Origin of the sequence: Nostoc sp. (assembly GCF_036917275.1) — a bacterium.
In the GTDB taxonomy this organism is placed as follows: Bacteria; Cyanobacteriota; Cyanobacteriia; order Cyanobacteriales; family Nostocaceae; genus Nostoc.
Window position 1 is genome coordinate 41158 of record NZ_JBALDF010000035.1, and the last position, 21453, is coordinate 62610.

16 protein-coding genes and 1 pseudogene are annotated in these 21453 nt (G+C 41.4%); 11 read left to right on the forward strand and 6 right to left on the reverse strand.

Features of this window, described 5'->3' with window-relative positions:
- Nucleotides 1–583: 583 nt before the first annotated feature.
- The 3 genes from V7K35_RS13815 to V7K35_RS13825 form a co-directional block, all read right to left on the reverse strand.
- The gene (locus V7K35_RS13815) at nucleotides 584–2485 is read right to left on the reverse strand and encodes an N-acetylmuramoyl-L-alanine amidase (RefSeq protein ID WP_335079820.1); all 1902 of its coding nucleotides are present in this window, start codon (nucleotides 2483–2485) and stop codon (nucleotides 584–586) included.
- 594 nt (nucleotides 2486–3079) lie between these two features.
- Nucleotides 3080–4558 carry a cation:proton antiporter gene (locus V7K35_RS13820; RefSeq protein WP_335079822.1) on the reverse strand — a complete coding sequence of 493 codons (1479 nt, stop codon included), beginning with the start codon at nucleotides 4556–4558 and terminating at the stop codon, nucleotides 3080–3082.
- An 83-nt stretch (nucleotides 4559–4641) separates the two neighbouring features.
- Nucleotides 4642–5055 carry an EVE domain-containing protein gene (locus tag V7K35_RS13825; RefSeq protein ID WP_335079824.1) on the reverse strand — a complete coding sequence of 138 codons (414 nt, stop codon included), beginning with the start codon at nucleotides 5053–5055 and terminating at the stop codon, nucleotides 4642–4644.
- Between the two features lie 225 nt (nucleotides 5056–5280).
- Here V7K35_RS13825 and V7K35_RS13830 point away from each other — a divergent pair, with 225 nt between their 5' ends.
- Entirely contained in the window at nucleotides 5281–6021 is a 741-nt protein-coding gene (locus V7K35_RS13830) for an SIMPL domain-containing protein (RefSeq protein ID WP_335079826.1), read from the forward strand.
- Nucleotides 6022–6149: 128 nt separating this feature from the next.
- On the opposite strand, the gene V7K35_RS13835 is transcribed toward V7K35_RS13830, so the two are convergent.
- Nucleotides 6150–6512: a single-stranded DNA-binding protein gene (locus V7K35_RS13835; protein ID WP_335079828.1), complete on the reverse strand. Its 363-nt coding sequence runs from the start codon at nucleotides 6510–6512 to the stop codon at nucleotides 6150–6152.
- A 372-nt stretch (nucleotides 6513–6884) separates the two neighbouring features.
- Here V7K35_RS13835 and V7K35_RS13840 point away from each other — a divergent pair, with 372 nt between their 5' ends.
- From V7K35_RS13840 to V7K35_RS13855, 4 genes and pseudogenes are all read left to right on the forward strand, one after another.
- The gene (locus tag V7K35_RS13840) at nucleotides 6885–7892 is read left to right on the forward strand and encodes a rod shape-determining protein (RefSeq protein ID WP_334793120.1); all 1008 of its coding nucleotides are present in this window, start codon (nucleotides 6885–6887) and stop codon (nucleotides 7890–7892) included.
- Nucleotides 7893–7993: 101 nt separating this feature from the next.
- Nucleotides 7994–8803 carry a rod shape-determining protein MreC gene (gene mreC / locus V7K35_RS13845; RefSeq protein ID WP_335079830.1) on the forward strand — a complete coding sequence of 270 codons (810 nt, stop codon included), beginning with the start codon at nucleotides 7994–7996 and terminating at the stop codon, nucleotides 8801–8803.
- A gap of 26 nt (nucleotides 8804–8829) precedes the next feature.
- On the forward strand, nucleotides 8830–9447 hold the full coding sequence (mreD, locus tag V7K35_RS13850; protein ID WP_335079832.1) for a rod shape-determining protein MreD: 618 nt from the start codon (nucleotides 8830–8832) through the stop codon (nucleotides 9445–9447).
- A gap of 914 nt (nucleotides 9448–10361) precedes the next feature.
- Nucleotides 10362–13103, forward strand: a pseudogene (locus V7K35_RS13855) (beta strand repeat-containing protein); the annotation flags it as partial.
- Nucleotides 13104–13998: 895 nt separating this feature from the next.
- Here V7K35_RS13855 and msrB read toward each other — a convergent pair.
- Nucleotides 13999–14493 (reverse strand): peptide-methionine (R)-S-oxide reductase MsrB, encoded by a 495-nt coding sequence (gene msrB / locus V7K35_RS13860; protein WP_335079838.1) that lies wholly within the window; start codon nucleotides 14491–14493, stop codon nucleotides 13999–14001.
- 644 nt (nucleotides 14494–15137) lie between these two features.
- Here msrB and V7K35_RS13865 point away from each other — a divergent pair.
- The 6 genes from V7K35_RS13865 (at nucleotide 15138) to ssuE (ending at nucleotide 20392) form a co-directional block, all read left to right on the forward strand.
- Nucleotides 15138–16331, forward strand: coding sequence for a DUF262 domain-containing protein (locus tag V7K35_RS13865; RefSeq protein ID WP_335079841.1), 1194 nt, complete (start codon nucleotides 15138–15140; stop codon nucleotides 16329–16331).
- Nucleotides 16332–16346: 15 nt separating this feature from the next.
- Entirely contained in the window at nucleotides 16347–17414 is a 1068-nt protein-coding gene (locus V7K35_RS13870) for an MAE_28990/MAE_18760 family HEPN-like nuclease (RefSeq protein ID WP_335079843.1), read from the forward strand.
- Between the two features lie 101 nt (nucleotides 17415–17515).
- Nucleotides 17516–17647, forward strand: coding sequence for a hypothetical protein (locus V7K35_RS13875; protein WP_335079845.1), 132 nt, complete (start codon nucleotides 17516–17518; stop codon nucleotides 17645–17647).
- A gap of 355 nt (nucleotides 17648–18002) precedes the next feature.
- Nucleotides 18003–19163 carry an FMNH2-dependent alkanesulfonate monooxygenase gene (gene ssuD / locus V7K35_RS13880; protein WP_335079847.1) on the forward strand — a complete coding sequence of 387 codons (1161 nt, stop codon included), beginning with the start codon at nucleotides 18003–18005 and terminating at the stop codon, nucleotides 19161–19163.
- A gap of 27 nt (nucleotides 19164–19190) precedes the next feature.
- Nucleotides 19191–19808 (forward strand): beta-class carbonic anhydrase, encoded by a 618-nt coding sequence (locus V7K35_RS13885; RefSeq protein ID WP_335079849.1) that lies wholly within the window; start codon nucleotides 19191–19193, stop codon nucleotides 19806–19808.
- A 17-nt stretch (nucleotides 19809–19825) separates the two neighbouring features.
- A complete protein-coding gene (gene ssuE / locus V7K35_RS13890) occupies nucleotides 19826–20392 on the forward strand; it encodes an NADPH-dependent FMN reductase (RefSeq protein WP_335079851.1) in 567 nt (188 codons plus the stop codon).
- A gap of 391 nt (nucleotides 20393–20783) precedes the next feature.
- Here the strand turns inward: ssuE and V7K35_RS13895 are convergent, their stop codons facing one another.
- The gene (locus V7K35_RS13895; protein WP_335079853.1) at nucleotides 20784–21404 is read right to left on the reverse strand and encodes a TenA family protein; all 621 of its coding nucleotides are present in this window, start codon (nucleotides 21402–21404) and stop codon (nucleotides 20784–20786) included.
- Between the last annotated feature and the right edge of the window lie 49 nt (nucleotides 21405–21453).

Below are 21453 nucleotides of genomic sequence, written 5' to 3' on the forward strand. Positions count from 1 at the left end.
TTAGCTCAGATAAATTTGACTGTCAATTTTAGATTTTAGATTCCCAATTTTAGATTTTTTGATTTTTGGTTCATGCCAGACTAACGTCTTGCTAGACTAACACCCCTTATGACCTTAAATAATTCAATCATTCTAAATTCAAAATTATTAAGCCCCATCCTTTTATCAGTGGGGTCAATCCCTTCTCCCAAGGGGAGACGCTGCGCCAATGGCTTGGTACAGTCGCTCATTGTGGACGGGTTTCCCGGCATAAAGGAGGCAGTGCGCCCTTACGGTTTCCCGACATAAAGCAAGTGGCGTGGAAACCCTTAATATCGGCTGCACCAAAATCTGAAATCGTTCGACTGAAGCGTTCGCAAGAGCGTCTCTAAGAGTTGCCGTACCACTTCGTGGAAGTAAGCTACGCGTAGCGTTCCGCAGGAAAGTCCAAAATCCAAAATTGCATGGCTTGCAAAGCATCAGATGACAATAATAAAGAAGCTACTTCTGTCCCACCGCAAAAATACTTAAATTGTTTTACTACTAAATTGGATAAAAATGGTAAAGATTAGATGTATTTACTCAATAATTTCGACTAAATTACTTATCTTCTCTTTAGATACTGAAGAACACCACGAGCGATCGCCTCTGCCATTTTATTTTGGTAAGCTGAGGTTCTCAGTCTAGCCATATCCTCTCGACCAGTCATATAACCCGTTTCCACGAGAATGGAGGGCATAGAACTTTTTCTGAGAACATAAAATCTGGCTCGCCGCACTCCCCTGTCTTTGATAGTCCCAATACTTTGGAGAATGCTACTGCGGACAATGCGAGCTAAACCCAGACCGCTGTCGTAATAATAGACTTCCAAGCCATTAACATCGGGACGACTCGCACCTGCTGAATTAGCGTGGATGCTAACAAATACATCAGCATGAGCTCGCTCTGATAATTGCACCCGTCCGGGAAGGGTAACAAAATAGTCAGAATCCCTGGTCATAATTACTTGTACACCATTTTGCTGCAAAATCTCTGCCAGCCTTCTACCGATAGGCAAGATAACATCCTTTTCGCGTGCCCCCCCAATGCCAAGCGCTCCAGAGTCTTTGCCACCATGTCCGGGGTCAATAATGACTACCACTCGCCCATTGGTAATTCGGCGCTGTGGTTGTGATGCGAACTGGGGATTTGGATTGTTTGGGTCTGGGAATGGCCCCCGGTTTGGCGGTGGTAGCCCTGGTAAGGCAAAGGGGGGTCTTCCGGGGAGTGCGACAACCCGATGAGAACTTTGTATTGATACCAAAAGCTGGTCACCAATTTGCTTGGGTTGCCCAAGTTGCACTCCGGCTGCTGGTTGAACTAAAACAACAACTGTATTGGGTGCTTGCGGTTGCAGCCGGACTCTGAGAATGGGGCTATTGGCAGCAAAAGTAGGGCCTGTAACTCTGGCAGCTAACTTGGCATTGGTAATTGTGACGCGGAACACACCTGATGATCTATCCCAGATTCCCCTAGCAGATAAAGTTTGGTCGGCTCTAATTAGCAGTTGTGTACCATTATTAGCCAGTTGTACAGACTCAATTGTTGCTGGTGAGTTGTTAGCAGATAGTCGGCTAGGAAAAGAAACGCGTTCTGACTGATTGTCCGAATTATTACTTCCAGGCAATCTGACAACACGACTAGGTAGAACCACCAAACCACCGCTGTTACTATTAGTTGCTTGCCAGTCTGGACTATTTTTATCTACCCGCAAAGTCAAACGGACACCAGGAGGTCGGGTTTGTAATCGGGTGAATTCGACGCGGCTAACACCATATTTATTAACGGGTATATTATTCTGTTGCGTCAGACGTGGTGATAAGGATGCGTCAGAGATATCCATGAAGATCGTAGCGCGATCGCGGCTGCGAATTATCCGAATCGGAGGATTACCACCACTGGTACGAATGAACAACCCATCGCCTGTTACTTGTAAGCTCTCAAGTTGAGTCGCCCCTTGTATAGTAGTGGCAACCCTTGAAATACCAGGTTGAGGATCAGAGTCTGGGGTAACAACACTGTAAGCACTTCTAGGAGATGAGGCAACTTTATCGACTTCTGGCTTAGGTAATTGCACTGTCCAGCGTTCACCAAGTGTCCCCGCAGGGGATTCGCCAGTTGCGCCCACAAATTGCACTTGCTTAGGGTCTAAAGTATAACCAGGAGTCAGTTCGACAACTATCCGCGTCGTTTTTCCATCAAACTGCCCAACACGGATCGAGCGAATTCCACTGCCCACCTGTTGGGTTAGCTGCGGACGACCAAATGTAGTTCCTGGCAAATCAATTACCAGCCGAGTCGGGTTAAAAATTAGTTGTGCTTGGGGTTGAACTGCTCCCACAGTATTAATTTCCAGCCTGTTTTGATTAGCATCAAAGCGCCAAGATTCAAGTCTCGCAGCCATTGCCGGCGACGATAGCATGAAGATAGTTCCAATAGTGCTGGGTAGTAACCAGTGTAATTTCACAGTCCTTTCTCCTAATTCACGTTCATGGGAGCCGTCAATATCTCAACTCATTGGTAAATCATCACATCGTCACCACCTAAACTTGACCTCTGATGCCTTTTTTGATTTTCTAAGCTGGTATAAAGACGCGCTTAAATCAGTTATCAGGTTTCATATTGAGTTTAAATCCCCATGTAAAATCTTCCACCTTTAGAGGTGGGGGACTCTGACTCCCAAGGAAGCTAAAAAACTAAAAACTGATAACTGTTCACTGATAACTGTTTTTTGTTTGTTGCCATCAATGCACTAAGTAAATAATTCCCATTACTGTGAGATGATCTAGCAAGATTTATGGATGTTACTCCTAATTACCTGGAAAATATTCAGATAAAGGCCTACAAGCCAAGGGAGACTGGAAATAAATAACATTCCGAATGCTGGTAGAAATTAGAAACAAACGATTATTCTACAATCACACGGGACGGAAATTTGGGGAGAGAAGTTTCCACTACACAATCGTAAAATCTTCAAAGCCCGGTGATAGTAGTGAATTCAGAGTCCTGAGTTCCGAGCAAAATCGCTCAGAACTCAGTCAGAATTTACCCAAGACTTTAATTAGCGATCGCCCGATTCTGGAGTTACTTCCAAATTGCCACTATCATTTGATGCTGGCATCCTCGACGCAGGTGGTTCAATTACCAACGAAGTCCCAGAGGAACCATCTAAAATCAGTTGCTCTGAGCCTGCATCCACGGTTTTTGGATCTGGAAATACAAATCGTAACAAAGGAGGAGCTAAAAAGGTTGTCAAGATAACCATCATGATAATTGCTGCTCCTAATGGTTTCGAGAGAGCGCCACTGGCTGCGCCGACACCAGCAAACACTAAACCAACTTCCCCTCTGGGAATCATCCCCACACCGATCGCTAAACGGTTGATTCCTGGCTGACCAAACACGCTTAAGCCTGTGATTACTTTACCGAGAATAGCTACTGTGATCAGGAAAGTTGCCATAATTAGACCTTCCCGATTATCGGGAATTGCTGGGTTTAACACTCCCAAATCAGTCTTTGCCCCAACAGTCACAAAGAAAATTGGCACTAAGATATCAGCAATGGGAAAGACTTGCGTTTGCAGTTCTTTGCGCTTATCTGTCTCTTCCAAAACTAAACCGGCCGCAAAAGCTCCCAAAATTGCTTCTAAGTGGATGACGGCGGCAAAGTATGCCATAGCAAAGGCGAAAATCAATGCTGGGATTACCAGTCCACCGCGTGTTTTGAGTTGATCAGCGATCGCTACAAAGGACTTATTGAAAACATTCCCCAGTAATATTGCTCCCAAAATAAAACCAGTGGCGCTGATAATCAAATAAATGACTTTGTTTACATCCACCACGCCATCTTTAGCTAGGCTAGCTACTACCGCTAAAACGATGATTCCCAGTACGTCGTCAATTACGGCAGCACCGAGAATAATCTGCCCTTCTTTAGAATTGAGTCGTCCTAATTCTGACAGCACTTTGGAAGTAATACCAATACTAGTAGCAGTCAAAGCCGCCCCGGCAAAAATTGCGGGTACAGCCCCAATCCCAAACAAAGTCATTAGTCCCACAGTACCAGCAGCAAAAGGTACTACTACCCCCACTATTGCTACGACGGTAGCTTGGATACCAACTGCCATTAAGTCTTTTAAGTTCGACTCCAAGCCGATTTCAAACAGCAGGATAATCACACCCAATTCTGCCAAAATCGAAATGACCTCAGACTGCGCTGCAAATACGGCTGGAGTGGCTTCAGGCGTTAAACCAGCAGTGATTTGAAGGAAAGACATGATCAAAGAGCTAGAACTGTCTGTGCCGCCTTCTGGAAACACTAAAAGGTGGAAAACAGAGACGCCAACTACCACGCCACCTACAAGTTCGCCTAAAACAGGCGGTAAACCCACTTGGTTTGATAACTCTCCACCAACTTTGCTGGCGAGATAAACGACTACTAAGCTTAGTAGCACTGCTGCTACTACCATTGAACTGTCTGCGGCTTGTGTTGCGCTGGCCAACAGAGGAAAAGAGTAGCTGATTGGATCTAACAAATGCATGGGTTCTGTGAAAATCCTTCTCTTTGATTTTGACGCGTTTCTGAAAAACATCCTATGAAGATGTAATTGGCAGCTGACACAAATTAATTTGTACCATTTGTCAACTCGATCAAGTATTGCCAGTAGACTTCCCAAACCGGGACTACAGAAAGTCTAGGAAGTCGCAGCAAGTCAAAATCTGTGAATTTACCATCCTGTTTTATTTGGGCTAGGGTGACGGGTTGGTATACTCTTTGTAATGCCCGCACATCCACAACTGCCCGTTTGCTGTCATTGAGTGCTGGATCGATATAGGGTTGACTAACTATCTCTGCTAAACCTATGACTTGCCGTTCTTTGCCTGTGTGATAAATTAAGGCCAAGTCACCAAGGAGCATGGTACGTAGATGTTTGAGCGCTAGGGAATTGTTGACTCCATCCCAAACTGTACTGCCGTCCCGTTCCAAATCGAAGTAGGAATAATTTTCCGGTTCAGTTTTCAGCAGCCAATACGCCACGACAAATCTCCAAAAAGGCTAGTGTAATTTTTTTAGTATCCAAAAATGTAACCATTTCAGCTTTTGATTATGGCGGTGTCAAAGTAAGAACATACAAATCGGATCTAGTGATCGCACTTAAGTTGTGAAAAACTTGTGGTGACTGTTAACTTTTAACAGCCACCAGAAGATTGCTACATACGCTTATTAAAAACATCTGTGGATACTTTGAGGAGTGCAAATCTTATGACTAGAACCGCTTTACCTGGTTCTCAGTTTCTTAATGGGAACTTGTGGAAAATACTGCCTTTAGCTTTGCTCTTATGTACAACTTTTGTATTACCTGCGTTAGCACAAGAAAAGGATAAATTGTGGCGAACCCTTAGTGTCACTGGTCGTGGAGTGGAAACAACTCCTGCAACCTTGGCACAAGTCAGTTTAGGAGTGGAAATTCAGGGGAAAACAGCACAGGAGGTACAGCAAGAAGCCGCCCGGAGGTCATCGGCTGTAGTTGCGTTCCTTAAGAGCCAAAATGTCGAAAAATTACAAACTACTGGTATTCAACTTAACCCAGTTTACAGCTACACTAATAATGTGCAGCGGATTACAGGTTATGCTGCCACTAACACCGTGAGTTTTCGCATTCCCACCGAGAAAGCTGGTACATTATTGGATGATGCAGTGAAAGCGGGTGCAACACAAATTAACGGCATTAGTTTTGTTGCGAATGATCAAGCGATCGCGGCTGCTCAAAAACAAGCATTGAAAGAAGCTACCCAAGACGCCCAGCTGCAAGCTGATGCTGTTTTCAGTGCCTTGGGTTTTAAACCCAAAGAAGTAGTGAGCATTCAAGTTAATAATGCCAGTCCACCTCCACCACCCATGTTTTTACGGGCTGAGGCTGCAAAGGTAGCTGATGCTTCCACCCCTGTCGTTGGTGGTGAGCAGCAAGTAGAAGCATCGGTGACGCTGCAAATTAGTTATTAATTATTAGTAATTTGTCCTCTCTTACAAAGTTCTGATCGCCGGAAGCCGGCGCTCAGACTTTGCGCTTTGTCATTTGTAAGGGCAAAGGACTAATAATCAATGCCCAATCCCCAATGTCCAATCCCCAATTAAAAATGTTCTGAAGACATATCTCCTGTACCGCCTTCTCCATCTCGCTTAGAGCCTAATAAATCCAGTTGGTCTACTTGGATAACTGGTGATGATCGGTTTGCTCCTGTTTGACGATCGCTCCATGTGTCAAACTTCAAGGAACCTTTGACGGCAATTTGTTTGCCCTTACGTACATAATTACCTGCTACCTCCGCCGTTTTTCCCCATAGTTCTAAATTAAACCAGTCGGTATGTTCGCCTTCTTTAGTGCGGCGATTAACAGCTAGTGTCAATTTACACTTAACACTACCAGACTCAAAATACTTAATCTCTGGGTCGCCGCCTACGCGACCAATGAGGGTGACAACATTTACACTCATGTGTGTTACCTTTTAGTACATACATACTTAGTAATTCCGACTTTCATCATAGCGAATTGTGAAACTATTGAAAATAATGTGTTAAACAGTTAACAATATAATTGAATTGAAAAATTATACATATTACTTGGAGAAATACATAAAAGTATACGGATATACTAAGTTAACCAAAAAATATCAAAAAATAGAGGACTGAGACATAGTAGATATTCCTGGGAATCAGATAAAAATATAGTCTAGTTTACTCAACTCAGGATATAAACGTAATCTAATTCAGCACGATTAATTCTTACCGTTGTAGTCAAAAAGTATCGCACATAGGGGGCTTAGAGACGCGTGGGTATTTTTAGGAACTTTCGCACATCATGGGATATGGGTATCGACCTCGGTACCGCTAACACTCTCGTTTATGTATCTGGTAAAGGTATTGTACTGCAAGAGCCTTCTGTAGTTGCGATCGATGTCAACCAAAAGGTAGCACTGGCAGTAGGAGAAGAAGCCAAAAAAATGCTCGGTCGCACACCTGGAAATGTGATTGCTCTCCGCCCTTTGCGAGATGGTGTAATCGCTGATTTCGATATAGCCGAGCTAATGCTGAAAAGCTTTATTCAGCGTGTAAATGAAGGTAAGTCTTTGATTTTACCCCGGATTGTCATTGGTATTCCCAGTGGCGTCACAGGAGTAGAAAGGCGAGCTGTGATGGATGCAGCTCATCAAGCAGGAGCAAGAAAAGTATATTTAATCGATGAACCTGTAGCTGCGGCCATTGGTGCAGGACTACCTGTTGCCGAACCCACTGGCAACATGATCATCGATATTGGTGGTGGTACAACAGAAGTTGCAGTGCTGAGTCTTCAGGGTACGGTGATTAGCGAATCAGTACGCATTGCTGGAGATGAACTGACTGAAGCGATCATTCAGTATATTAAGAAAGTTCATAACCTAGTGATTGGTGAACGGACTGCCGAGGACATCAAGATTCGGATTGGTTCTGCCTATCCTACTAATGATGATAATGACGCGATTATGGAAGTCCGAGGCTTACACCTGCTTTCTGGTCTACCGCGAACTGTAACGATCAAAGGCCCAGAAATCCGTGAAAGCATGTTGGAACCACTATCAGTAATTATAGAAGCTGTGAAGCGGACACTGGAACGTACACCTCCAGAACTAGCAGCAGACATTATTGACAGAGGTATTATGTTAGCTGGCGGCGGTGCTTTGCTCAAAGGCATAGATACCCTCATTAGCCATGAAACGGGGATTATAACTCACATTGCCGCCGATCCTCTCTGCTGTGTTGTGCTGGGAACAGGTCGTGTGTTAGAAAACTTCAAACAGTTGGAACGAGTTGTCACAGAAAGCTCTCGCAATATGTAGCAAAAAAAATATCAGACTTGAGTTCTATTTGAGTTCTATTTGGGTTCTATATAAATAGAATCCAAGTAGAACTTAATTTGTATAAGTATGTAAAGGTATATATGGTGACAATACGACGTTGGTGGGATCGTAAAGGGTTACAAATCGGGTTGTTAACTCTAGTAGTTGGTAGTGCTTGCATATTGCGACAAACTCAAGGTGAATTGGTGCTTGAGACATACCAAGCAATTACTCGTCCGTTAGAGATGTTGCAGTCAGGGCCAACTCCAGAAGAACGTCTTAGAGATGCCCGGATATTGGAATTGCAAACCCGTATAGTAGATTTAGAAAGTCAAAAGACAAAGTTACAAGATTTATTAGGCTATATAGAAAAAGAGCCACTGGCATCACGACCAATTCCAGCACGGGTAGTAGGACGTAGTGCTGACCAATGGTGGCAACAAGTATTTCTAAATCGTGGTGCGAATGCAGGGATTCACGAAGGCTTCATAGTCAAGGCAGATGGCGGATTAGTCGGTCTGGTGGAGAGTGTAACTCCTAATACTAGCCGCGTGTTGTTAATCAGTGACCTCAAAAGTCAAGTGGGTGTATCAGTTAGCCGCACGGCAGCTAAAGGCGTTTTGCGAGGAGATTCTTCGGCAGAAGCTGTGCTGGAGTTTTATGAAAAAGTCCCAAATGTCAAGGTAGGAGATTTAGTTTCCACATCTACTTATAGCCAGAAATTTCCATCTGGCTTGGCAGTAGGACGGATAAAGTCACTGGATTTAAAGAAACTTCCCGCATCAGTGGCGAAAATTGAGCTTTTTCCGCCAATCCGCTCTCTCGATTGGGTAGCTGTTTATCCAAAAATAGAAAACCAAGAGTTGGAAACCCAAAAGTCGGTAAATCAAGTGCCGCAAAAGTCTAAGTAAATTCTTTCTTGAAAATCCATAGAAAAATGAAGATTCCTGCATTTGGTGGCAGCAGCCAGAAAAGGCCAAAATCCTCAGGGCGAAAATCGAAATTCCAAATCCAGCCGCTTGCTCGTTGGCATCCCGGTATCCGTCAGTTGTTGGGTTGGATAGTGACGGCTGGATCTGTAGTGTTATGTTTACTATTATTGCCAACCCGCTTGCCAGGTATGGAATTATTAGGAATTGGCCCTAACTGGCTGTTAATTTGGGTGGTAGCTTGGAGTGTGAAGCGCACAGTCATTTCCGGGGCATTGGCAGGTATAGTTCTGGGGCTACTTCAAGATTCCATGACATCACCTAACCCTACTCATGCCCTCAGTTTAGGTATAGTGGGAATTTTAACTGGTCTGCTCCAGAAACAGCGTTTTATCGAAGAAGATTTTATTTCGATTGCTGTAATTGTCTTTGGTATGGCAGTTTTGGCAGAAACTATCTTTGGATTGCAATTAACTTTGATCGGCGATGAGCGCAAAGTAACAGATATTTGGACATATTACCAGCGTGTCGCTCTAGCCTCTGCCATTCTTAGTAGTCTGTGGGCACCTGTGGTCTATTATCCCCTGAATCGTTGGTGGCAGCGGATGAAATTGTTGGAACAATAGTAAAGGAAGTTAGGAGTTAAGAAGGGGATATTACAGGTGAGAGTAAAGAAAATTATCCTCTGTACCCTGTAAAACTTGCCTTTGCTCCAGCTAATAAATTCACCTAAAGTGTTTTGTATTTGACCTGCATTTAATACAGGGTTTTGATATCTACCTTCAACCGAGCAGCGAGATTTTCTGTATGCTCACAGCAATTAAGCGATTGTAAATTGGATACAATTTATTTTTCTGGTAGCGATCGCTCAAAATATTTGTGTTCTATCGCTCCAGAGGACATCTGTCTACTGCTTTTGGTAAATTCTTTGACTTGAAAATGTCAAGTACATATAAAGTTCAGTACTTAATATATACATATATGCAAAGATATTTGTCTAAATCTAAACATGTAAATAAATATTTTGTACTAAGCGTAGTATGATGTGATTTAGATACTTCATATTTTGAAGCCAAATATCTACAGGCAATAGTCCACGGCCCGGGCATAAAGATCCCTTCTCCGATGCTCTATCAAGTGTTCCCTATTTTCAAACTAATAAGACTTCTGCCTTGACAAAAAAACTAAATAATGGTATGCAAATTTGGGGTATCAAGCTCGATTTTTGTGAATTTTTGTCAGCGATGTCTATGGTAGATGGTTGCCTATGCTACTGCTGAAAGATGATTGAAATCAGCCTGAAACTACTATTTTTGTGAATCCACACACTGATGAATTTGTAGAATGCTTAAAACTTAGATAGTCCTCAATACTTGCAAATCAATCAAAAAGAGAATTTTCATTAAAAATTCCTAATCCCCAAGGCTGAGATTTAGCTGTGTCGAAAGCGTCAACTTCCGAGAAATTTTTGTGCCCTAAAACAGCACTGACACTTGAAAACTAAAGTTACTGCAAAAATCGATTCAGGTAGGAAATAGTTATGGCAAACATCATTGGAACCAAAGCAAATGATACCCTACAAGGCACTAATAGTGACGATACGATTAACGGCAAAGCCGGCAATGATACCATCACAGGTTATGAGGGTAAGGACACCCTGACTGGTGGCGGTGGCAACGATACATTTGTTTTCAATGTAGGTGACGGCACTGATACCATCACTGATTTTAGTGGTGTCGGTAAAAAAATAAACCCAACACCAGCAGTCATTGGCGAAATTGATACCATCAAATTCCTTGGTACTGGATTGATTCCCCAAAATCTGCTACTTACGCAGAATGGCACAAGTTTGGAAATTAGCTTTGAAGGGATAGTTCGCACAAAAGTTATCTTGAAAAACTTTAAACTAGAAGACTTGAATAACCTTAAAGCTTCTGGAACAAAACCAGCCATTGGTAATATCCTGTTTGATAGGCAAACTAGTATCACCGATAGTTTTAATGTCTTGGATGCTAACTCTACTAATACAAGCATCGGCATTAAGAACACAGTGACCTTCGCCAATGACCTAAATAACAATATTACGGGTTTAGATGACTCAAATGATGTGGTGAATGGTCAGGGGGGTAACGACATCATCAACGGGTTAAGTGGTGACGATTTGCTGCGGGGTGGTACGGGCAACGATACTCTCATTGGTGGTATCGGCAATGATACTCTTGTTGCTGGTACGAGGAATTACAGCTTTGATAGTACTAATGAGGATAACTCGAATGTTAACTATTCATTAGGTGATAACCTACTTGATGGTGGTGATGGCAATGATTTTCTCTCTGCCTCTGGTTACGTTGACTACTATACAAATGATGTTTATTATACCTCAGGCGATAATACCTTCAATGGTGGTGCTGGTAACGATACTTTGAATCTTGACTCTTCAATAGGCAATAACACCCTTAACGGTGGCGCTGGTGCCGATATTTTGTATGCTCACGGTTCAAAAGGCAAGAACTTACTCTCTGGGGGTGAAGGCAATGATCGTCTTGACACCTCTTACCTTACTATTAACTCGGGACACGGCTTTATTGCTTCTTTAGGCAATAATACGCTCAACGGTGGCACTGGTGACGATACTTTGCTTGCTGAGTCTCCATTGGGCAATAACTTGCTCTCTGGGGACGATGGCAATGATTATCTCTCCAGTTCTGGCGTTGATTATTATAGATCATTTTTCTATTTTAGCTCTTCAGGTAATAACACGCTTAACGGTGGTGTAGGTAACGATACTTTGCGTGCTGAGTATTCAACAGGCAATAACCTACTGTGTGGTGGCAATGGCAATGACTATCTCTCCACCTCTGGGTATTTGATCGGGTACTTCAACGGTGAAATTTTTGATGCCTCCTCAGGCAATAACACGCTCAACGGTGGCGCAGGTAACGATACCTTGCGTGCTGAGTATTCAACAGGTAATAACCTACTCTCTGGTGGCGATGGCAATGACTCCTTCTATGTAAATGCTAAATCTTCAGATACTGCCCCCTCTAATTTAGTGACTCAAACGGTAGATGGGGGTAAGGGTGACGATTTGTTGAGAATCGATTACAGCAATGCTACAGGGGGGATTACAACAACATTCAATCCCACTACTAACATTGGCTCAATTACGGCGGGCATCTCTCGCGTTAGCTACAAGAATATCGAACGATTAAATATCTTAGGTACAGCCTATGATGACAATATTGTGGGCAGCAATGGCAACGATACGCTCTCTGGGGGAGTTAGTGGCAAAGATACGATAGATGGAGGTAAGGGTGACGATTTATTATCCGTCGATTACACTAATGCTACAGGTAGGATTACAACAACATTTAATGCCACTACTAACATTGGCTCAATTACGGCGGGCACGAATCTGGTTAACTACAAGAATATCGAACAATTAAATATCTCAGGTACAGCCTATGATGACAACATTATAGGGAACAATGGCAACGATACGCTCTCCACGGGCAGTGGTGGCAAAGATACGATAGATGGGGGTAAGGGTGACGATTTATTATCCGTCGATTACAGCGGTGCTACGGGGGGGATCACAACGACATTCAATGCCACTACTAATATTGGCTCAATTACGGCGGGCACCTATGGGGTTAGTTATAAGAATATCGAAGGATTAAATATTACAGGTACACGCTACGCTGATAACATTGTGGGGAGCAATGGCAACGATACGATCTCTGGGGGCTATTCTGACAGTGGCGATACGATTATTGGCGGTGCAGGTGACGATCGCTTGAATATTGATGGAAATAATTATTTATCAGGTAATAATCTTCTAGATGGAGGCGATGGCAATGATACTCTCACAGCCTCTCAGGCATATGACGCTAAGAACATACTCATAGGTGGTAATGGCAATGATATCCTCATAGGTGGCAAAGGTAATGATAGTCTCTATGGAGGATCTGGTATTGATACCTTTGTTTTTAATACTTACGATCTACCTCCCAATAGTGGCAATAGAGTTTATGACTTCAACGCCACTAATGACGTGATTGGGATATCGAATTTTGGTGGGGGGTTATCAATCGGTTCACTTTCAGCTAATCAGTTTCAGATCGGAGCATCTGCAACTACTAGCGCTCAGAGATTTATTTACAACAATACTACAGGTGCATTGTTCTTTGATCAAGATGGCACTGGTGAGTCGAATCAGGTAAAATTTGCACAATTATCTCCTGGGTTGCCACTAACCTACAACAACTTCGTAATTATTTAAAACTGAGATCGAAATAAGCGAACGGACAGTCATAACTTCTTACTTTTCACGTCATCTGGAAAACCTCACTTCCTATTCCTCTGAGGCCACATGCTACCCTGCGGGAACGCTAAGAGCGAATCAGTCGAGAAACCGCAGACGCTCGCAGGCTCGCTACCGCTGCGCTATTCGCCCTTGGCGTCTCCCCTTCTCACATTGGGAGAGGCTAACGCCAAGGGAGAAGGGCGCAGTGGCTCCCCTAAAACGGGAGGGGCTTTGATTTTTCCCCCTTCCCTACTAGGGAAGCTTGCTCAAGGGTTAGGTTTGGCGTTGGTTTTTCCACATGAGGTGAAAAGTCAGATCATAACTTTTTATAAAGGAGAGGCAGAGAGTTTTGAATTATAAATAATTAGGCGGACGTAATATAACCTAAATCTTCATGGAATTTGGGCAATCTCTGGCAATATAAATTCAAGCTACATTAAATCAAACAACACCTTATCATAGTAGTTAGTAGTATTCATGTCTGATGTTTTCTTTTTTTGCCTAAAAAAAATATCAGATAAGTCATCTACTGCTTTGCTGACGGCAGAATCTGGAAGCTTGCACTGATTAATCTAATTGGAGAACGCTGATGTCAAAGGAAAGAAAAAGTAATAAAGAAGTTAAAAAACCTAAAAAAGATCCGAAAGACAAAAAGGATAAAAAAGACCCAAATAAATAGGACGATTTAAGTAAATAGATTTAAAGAAGACCAAGAGTTCATTTCCTGAAATTGACAATACTTCGTCCAGTAGAATTGACTAGGATAAATTATTGTCAAAAATTTATTCACTCTTGGTCAAATCTTCAAATCTGATAATTTAGGTTGGCAGCGCGTGCAATGTCTACGACGGGCTACTTCTGGGGAACTAAATTAGGCAGGAGTAAACTTCAGCGAAACACCATTCATGCAATAGCGCTGACCAGTGGGTGCAGGGCCGTCATTAAAAACATGACCCAAATGACCACCACAGCGACTACAATGTACTTCAGTTCTGGTCATAAACAACGACTTATCTTCAGTAATGGCGATCGCACCTTCAATTGGATTAAAAAAGCTAGGCCAGCCAGTACCACTGTTAAATTTGGTATCAGATGTAAACAGTGGCTGTTCACACGCAGCACAATAATAAGTACCGTTGTCGTATTCCTTATCCAATGGGCTGGTGTGAGGGCGTTCAGTCCCATGTTTACGCAATACATTAAACTGTTCTGGCGTTAAAATCGTGCGCCACTCTTGCTCAGGTTTGGTAACTTCAAATCCACTCTTAGAAGTTGTCATCTCTTTTGACCCCCAATTGATATACCTTGATAACAATGCTGTGCCGACTATTAGGGCACTAGCTTGTAAAAAATACCGTTTGTCCATATATCCATTATTTTCTATTTTCCGGTTAACTGGCCAATCAACTCCAGTACGGAATTCCCTACATTAATGACTATAATCACCGATCGCTCTGAATTAGCGCTGATAAACTGATTAAAATTAGCTAAGAAATAACAAATTATTTATGAACTACCCAGACCTACTTCGTTGATATCTCAGGGTAAGCGCATCTTGTCAATAAGAGTAGCTCAATGTCAATAAACCTTAAACCAATTCGCAATTACGTTTTGTAAAGGGGATTTTAATTAGGCATCAAAACGTGATGGCTGTAGAGGCAGGGAAATTAAACTCCCAAACTTTATTAAAAGATTATCAATAAGTAAGCATTATTAATAATCTTTTAGTGATCGCTTTAATCCTTGGGAAACAAACCAAACGAGAAAGTCTGATTATTCCTTTATTTACAAATCAAGATTTTTGTCAATACTAATTTAGATGCGCTTACCCTGTAGTTATAGCCTCTTTTTGTAGAATAGCTCAGATTAACAGATTAGCTATCCGAAAATTTGTGTATTAAAATGATAAATCAAGCCTTTTGAAGGCATCTTGCAGGTTTTTACATACATGAAGGTACAGTACCATCTATATTGAAAAAGTTTATCACCATAAAATCTGGAGACCCCTACATGACAACAAATAGTCACTTAATTTCAGGCGAAACATTTTTTTTCCCAGATAAGTTGGATATTTCTCAAGTCTCTGTTTCAGACGACGAGATTAACGAAAAATACAAGAAGGGAGAGATAAGAATTGTAACGGAACAAGCTCGTTACCCACTTGATAGTATAGAAACTATGCTTGACAGTAAAAAGTATATCCTAAATCCTGAATACCAGCGCAGAAAAAGGTGGGATAATGCTCGAAAATCTCGTTTAATAGAATCATTTATAATGAATGTGCCGATTCCGCCTATCTTTCTTTATGAAGTAGATTACTCTATTTATGAAGTAATGGACGGACTGCAAAGGCTAACAGCTATTTATGATTTTTACAAAGGAAAATTTAACTTAGAAGGATTAGAATATTGGCAGGAACTTAACGGGCGAAATTATAAAAATTTACCCGAACAAATTAAAAGAGGAATAGATAGACGTTATTTATCATCTATTGTATTGTTGCAGGAAACAGCAAAAAGCATAGAAGAAGCTGATTTTCTCAAGCAAATAGTTTTTGAAAGATTAAATAGTGGTGGAGAAAAATTAACTCCACAGGAAACAAGAAATGCCTTACACAATGGCAAATTTAACCAATTATGTATAAAACTTGCTGAAAATGACTCTTTCCGCAAAATGTGGAAACTACCTTTAGAATCCGAAGGAGAAGAAAAATTACTTGAAAGCGAATCTTATCGCCAAATGGTAGATGTTGAATTGGTTTTACGATTCTTTGCTTATCGTCATATAGCTAACTTCAAATCCCCAGTGGATAAATTTTTAGATAACTATTTAAAGCAGGCAAATAGTTATTCAGATAAAACAATACAAAATCTTGGAAACCTTTTTAATGAAACTATTAATTTGATTTATTCCATATTTAAAGATTCAGCTTTTATACCACCAAAAGAAAAACGTGACAATAAAGCGCCATTAAAAACTATTTACGATCCATTGATGCAGGTGTTTGCAAATAATATTTCGCACAAGGAAAGTTTTCTCAACCATAGCAAATCCATACAAAGTACTTTGTATTCAAATAAAGAATTGTTATATGTCAAGGAAGAAAACAACAGACTCCTTTTTGATGGGAGATACAATAACAAAAAAGATGTAGAAGCACGCATAAAGTATTTTCATAACTTTCTGCAAGGTTATATATCTTAGACTTGGGTAGAAAATATGAATACAACGTCATTGGAGAGCTTCCAAAAAGAAATAAATCAAATACGAGAATATTTTAAACATATTCAGTATGTGAATAATATGGTAGATTATACTGTGTCGCAGACTGATAGCGAACAAATTAAATCGTCGCTAAGTATATTGATAGACCATCACAGAAGTTTTGCAACAGATAAAAAAATATTTGAGTACAAAGCGTCTATTATTTCACTTTATGGGCTGCTAGAAAAGTATGTAGAAATTTGGATTAAGGAATATCTTGATTCACTTTCCAGTTTAATAACCGAGTACAATAAAATAGATGAAAAAATTAGAAACAATCATTTTGAACTTTCTTTAAAAGTAATAAATACTATTACAAGTAGAGAAAGTGCCAAATATCAGCACCTTACAAAAGAACAAGTTTTAGAAAAGCTCAATAAATGTATCGTAAATCCTATAAGTTATAAATTCAATACAGAAGCTTTTGTTCTGTCATCAGGGAATTTGAAGCACAAACAAATCGTAAAGCTATTTGAGCTTATAAATGTGAGCTTAAATGAAGCATTAAAAAGAAATCAAACATTAATTGAATATATCACAAATGATAAGCAAATTAAAAATATAGCAAATGTAAAAACAGATGCTTTATACAATACAATCAATGATTTAGTTGAAAGAAGAAATCAAATTGCTCATGGTTCAGAAGTCTTAGATATTTTAAGCATATCTGGATTAGAGCCTTATATAGAATTTTTAGAAAAATATTGCCAAGCTCTTTTAGAAATATTAGTTGAGAAATTTATTAAAAAAGAATCAATGTATACATTTCAAAAAATCGAAAAAGTATTGCAAATTTTTGGTAATCAAGTATTGGCGTTTGAAATCGAAAACTATACGATAAAAGTTGGAGATATGCTTATTATTGAAACAACAGAAGGTAACTTTTACAAAAAGCCTATTTCAACAATTCAATTAAATAACGATTCATATACAGAACTTATAATTACAGAAAAAACAAATATTACTGTCAGTGTTGAGCCTAAAATAAAAGAAAATCAAACATTTTATATAGTAAAGCAATAATCCCAGCTATTAATATTTGTATTGCAGCTATTTTCTTAGGGAACATAAGAGCGTATGGATGTTAGGTTAAAGTTTGATGCTGCCTGAATTGGTGATTCAATGTGGATAGTTGCGTTATTGGGTTCGGGGTCAACTTGATGGCTGGTTTAGCTGCTTACACTTATTTGCCTCAAAAACCCTTACTTGATATTTATCCCAAAGACTTACCTGCCGTTCGTTCTGCCGTTTTTTAGTTGCTCAAACTCACATTAATTTAACCTGCCGCAATGCGTTCAAGAAAATACTGAACGGGAATCCGATGAACTTGACCTGATTTTGGACAGTACACCTTGATGTGTGTTAGATGTCGTGCATAGATGTAAGGGAAGCAGGGGAGAGACGAAGAAATAACTAATACCCAATGCCCAATGCCCAATTTTTTTGATCGCCAGCTTATTGAACACGGCTTAATATACATTGGTTGGATAGGAATACCGTAGTTTTATAAAAAACTTCTTGCTTGGTTAAGTGGAATATGTGATACTCTGAAAACTATAACTAAAGCACGGTATTTCTATCGAATTACCGTAGTTTAAAAGGACAGGACTCATGCAGCTACTATGGTTCATCCCAACCCACGGCGACGGACGTTACCTTGCAACTGCTACAGGCGGACGAGCAATAAGCTTTGCTTATCTGCGACAGATTGCCCAAGCGGTGGATGACCTTGGTTATACAGGGGCATTGTTGCCTACAGGCCGCTCTTGCGAAGATGCTTGGATTGTAGCGTCAACGCTGGTATCACTAACGCGACAGATGCGTTTTTTGGTAGCGATTCGTCCCGGCTTGGTATCAGCTGGGGTGGCAGCGCGGATGGCGGCGACCTTTGATCGCCTTTCTGGTGGACGGTTGCTGATAAATGTCGTGACAGGGGGCGATCCTGTGGAGTTGGCGGGAGATGGCTTGCATTTGAGTCACGATCAGCGCTATGAATTAACAGATGAATTTTTGACAGTATGGCGAGCGATCGCCAGTGGTGAACAAGTTAATCTTCAGGGCGAATATCTCAACATTCAGGATGGTAAGCTCTTGTTTCCACCCGTCCAGAAGCCATATCCGCCCTTGTGGTTTGGCGGTTCCTCTGCGATCGCCCAAAAAATCGCTGCCAAGCATGTAGATGTCTATCTAACTTGGGGCGAACCACCGGCGCAAGTAGCCGAGAAGATTGCATCGGCTCGCAGACTTGCTTTATCAGAAGGCCGGACTTTGCGGTTTGGGATTCGCTTACATGTGATTGTGCGCGAAACCGAGAGTGAAGCTTGGGATGCGGCGAATCAATTGATTAAGTATGTAGATGACGAGGCGATCGCTAAAGCCCAAAAAGCTTATGCTCGGATGGATTCAGTTGGACAACAACGGATGACCCAATTACACCACGGTAATCGTGAGGCATTAGAGATTAGCCCGAACCTGTGGGCAGGAGTCGGTTTGGTACGAGGTGGTGCGGGAACAGCCTTAGTAGGCGATCCTCAAACTGTAGCTGCCAGAATGTTGGAATATGCAGATTTAGGCATTGAGTCCTTTATCCTCTCTGGCTATCCCCATTTAGAGGAAGCTTATCGAGTCGCAGAACTTCTATTTCCCCATTTGCCCTTAGAGAATCTGCCAGCAGTGGAGAAGCAACATGTCTTGAGTCCATTTGGTGAGATTGTCGCAAATGAAGATTTCCCTAAGCAACAGCCTCAGCAAAGAGCAACGTCCATATCCTAGTAGATAAGAATTAGGAAATTACCAACCATGTTGCACCAACAAATTGACCAAAAGATTTCTGAAAAACAAGCGTGGGCATTGCGTCGTCAGTTGGGAATACCTAATAATAAACGCTTGTGGGTGCTAACTTGCATGGACGAACGTTTACCTGTGGATAAAGCATTAGGAATTGGTGAAGGAGATGCTCATATTTTCCGTAATGCCGGGGGGTTAGTTACGGATGATGCTATTCGGTCAGCGATGTTAACTACACAGTTTTTTGGCACAAGAGAAATCATCGTCATTAACCATACCGAATGTGGCATGATGACAGCATCAGGAGACTTTCTCAGTGAGGTATTGCGAAACCAAGGTATTGATGTGGATCAAGTTACGATCGATCCTGCTTTGCCAGAGTTGAAGCTAGCAAAAGGCGTTTTTTCCAAATGGATCAAAACGTTTACCGATGTGGACAAAATCTGCACACAGCAGGTGGAATTGCTGCGTAATTCTCCTTTAATTCCCCAGGATGTAGTTATTCATGGCTACATCTGGGAAGTAGAGAGTATGAGTTTGCGCCGTCCCTACAAACGTCTGAGTGAAAAGGTCAACACAGCAGAAGCTATGAAGACTAAAACCACAAAACACACTGAACCCGTTTTATAAATTGGGAGTTCAATTGAATGACAAATATTTTAGCGATCGCTGGTAGTCCAACTCATCCCTCTAGAACCTATGGTGTTGTCGAATACACTGCCAAGCTTTTACAACAAGAAGGCTTGCATGTAGACATTATTTCAGTTCGGGATTTGCCTGCTGAAGATTTAGTTTTTGGACGATACGACAGCCCTGCTTTGGAACAGCCAAAAGCTTTGCTAGCAAAGGCAAGTGGTGTGATTATTGCCACGCCAATCTATAAAGCTGCTTACACAGGAGTGCTCAAAACGTTTCTAGATTTGCTGCCACAAAAATCATTGACAGGTAAACCCGTGTTACCAATTGCCCTTGGTGGGACGCTGGCTCACTTATTGGCAATTGAATATGCTCTTAAACCTGTTTTATCTGAATTAGGAGCGCGGCATATTCTAGCTACTATTTATGCGGTAGACAAACAAATTCAACGACAAGCTGATAACAGTGTGGTGTTAGATGAGGAAATTGAGCAAAGACTCAAAGATGTTCTCAAAGAGTTTGTTAAAGCTGTAGAATATGATGCCGCAGCGCCTCAAGAATTGGCTCATGCCAATTAACTAATCAAGTTTATACCTCCGTTTACTTGTAGCAGAGGGGTAGTTTTACCCATCTGCTACCTTTCTTTAAAATAACTCTCAAAAATTAAACTTTTATAACGATATTTAAATGAATAGACTACGCCTAAACCTCGCTTCCATTTCTCTCTAGTCTATTCAACTAACACCCCTATAATTTTTGATTTTTCCTATATATAGCGAGTCTCATTTGAATGAGATACAAGGTAGGATCTGGCAATGCAGTATTATACCTTGTATCTATATTTATCTGTGGTTAATTATTTTTTCTATACCTTACCCATGCGGCAACGCCATAGCGGCGGAATGTTCCTCTGGAAAAGTTGGGAGGAATTTGTCTAGGCTATTTTTGAGCAAATAATAACAGCAGTTTTTAACACTCCCACGCAGCCTGAAAAAAGTCGCGTTCGCAAAACATAGCATAACGATAGGTTGAATGCACAACCGAATTAGTAGTGGCATAATTGTCAACCAAACTTTCTAATTGTTGTGTTGGTTGTTGAAAGTCTGCGCTGCTATAAGTACGAATCCAGTCTGCATATTGATGATTAGGAATGCCGTTATGAGCTAATTGTTCTCCCAAAAAGGCATACAAACGCATACACGGAGACATCGCCGCAGCAGTTAAACCCACATCTCTACCCCAAGCAGTTGCTAACAAAAAGTCAGTATAGCGGCGGGTGGTGGCTCCTGGTTCCACAGAATCCAAATTAATTCCCCACCGGGAAGCATAGCTACTATGCATCCGCAGTTCTTCTAAAGCTTCACTAGCTAGGTTATGAAATGTGGTGAAACCTAACCAGTCTGGTGCTTTAGCTGCGGCGATACTATACGCACGGGCAAAAGCTTCTAAGAAAAAAGCATCTTGCCCTACGTAGTAAGCAAATTTCGCCTGCTCAAGAGTACCATCGCCAATGCCTTGAACGAAAGGATGCTTTAGGCAAGCTTGGGCTAAGTCTTGATTTGCTGCCCATAATTCGTTAGATAAAGTCATTTATTATTTGTCCTCTCTTACAAAGTTCTGAGCGGAGGTTTCCTCCGCT

Excerpts from the sequence above, each read along its gene's own strand:
- V7K35_RS13820 (WP_335079822.1), bottom strand. The coding sequence starts at position 4,558 with ATGCATTTGTTAGATCCAATCAGCTACTCTTTTCCTCTGTTGGCCAGC.
- mreC (WP_335079830.1), top strand. The coding sequence starts at position 7,994 with ATGGTGACAATACGACGTTGGTGGGATCGTAAAGGGTTACAAATCGGG.
- V7K35_RS13885 (WP_335079849.1), top strand. The coding sequence starts at position 19,191 with ATGTTGCACCAACAAATTGACCAAAAGATTTCTGAAAAACAAGCGTGG.
- V7K35_RS13835 (WP_335079828.1), bottom strand. The coding sequence starts at position 6,512 with ATGAGTGTAAATGTTGTCACCCTCATTGGTCGCGTAGGCGGCGACCCA.
- ssuD (WP_335079847.1), top strand. The coding sequence starts at position 18,003 with ATGCAGCTACTATGGTTCATCCCAACCCACGGCGACGGACGTTACCTT.
- V7K35_RS13840 (WP_334793120.1), top strand. The coding sequence starts at position 6,885 with ATGGGTATCGACCTCGGTACCGCTAACACTCTCGTTTATGTATCTGGT.
- ssuE (WP_335079851.1), top strand. The coding sequence starts at position 19,826 with ATGACAAATATTTTAGCGATCGCTGGTAGTCCAACTCATCCCTCTAGA.
- V7K35_RS13895 (WP_335079853.1), bottom strand. The coding sequence starts at position 21,404 with ATGACTTTATCTAACGAATTATGGGCAGCAAATCAAGACTTAGCCCAA.
- msrB (WP_335079838.1), bottom strand. The coding sequence starts at position 14,493 with ATGGACAAACGGTATTTTTTACAAGCTAGTGCCCTAATAGTCGGCACA.
- V7K35_RS13870 (WP_335079843.1), top strand. The coding sequence starts at position 16,347 with ATGAATACAACGTCATTGGAGAGCTTCCAAAAAGAAATAAATCAAATA.
- V7K35_RS13830 (WP_335079826.1), top strand. The coding sequence starts at position 5,281 with ATGACTAGAACCGCTTTACCTGGTTCTCAGTTTCTTAATGGGAACTTG.
- V7K35_RS13865 (WP_335079841.1), top strand. The coding sequence starts at position 15,138 with ATGACAACAAATAGTCACTTAATTTCAGGCGAAACATTTTTTTTCCCA.
- mreD (WP_335079832.1), top strand. The coding sequence starts at position 8,830 with ATGAAGATTCCTGCATTTGGTGGCAGCAGCCAGAAAAGGCCAAAATCC.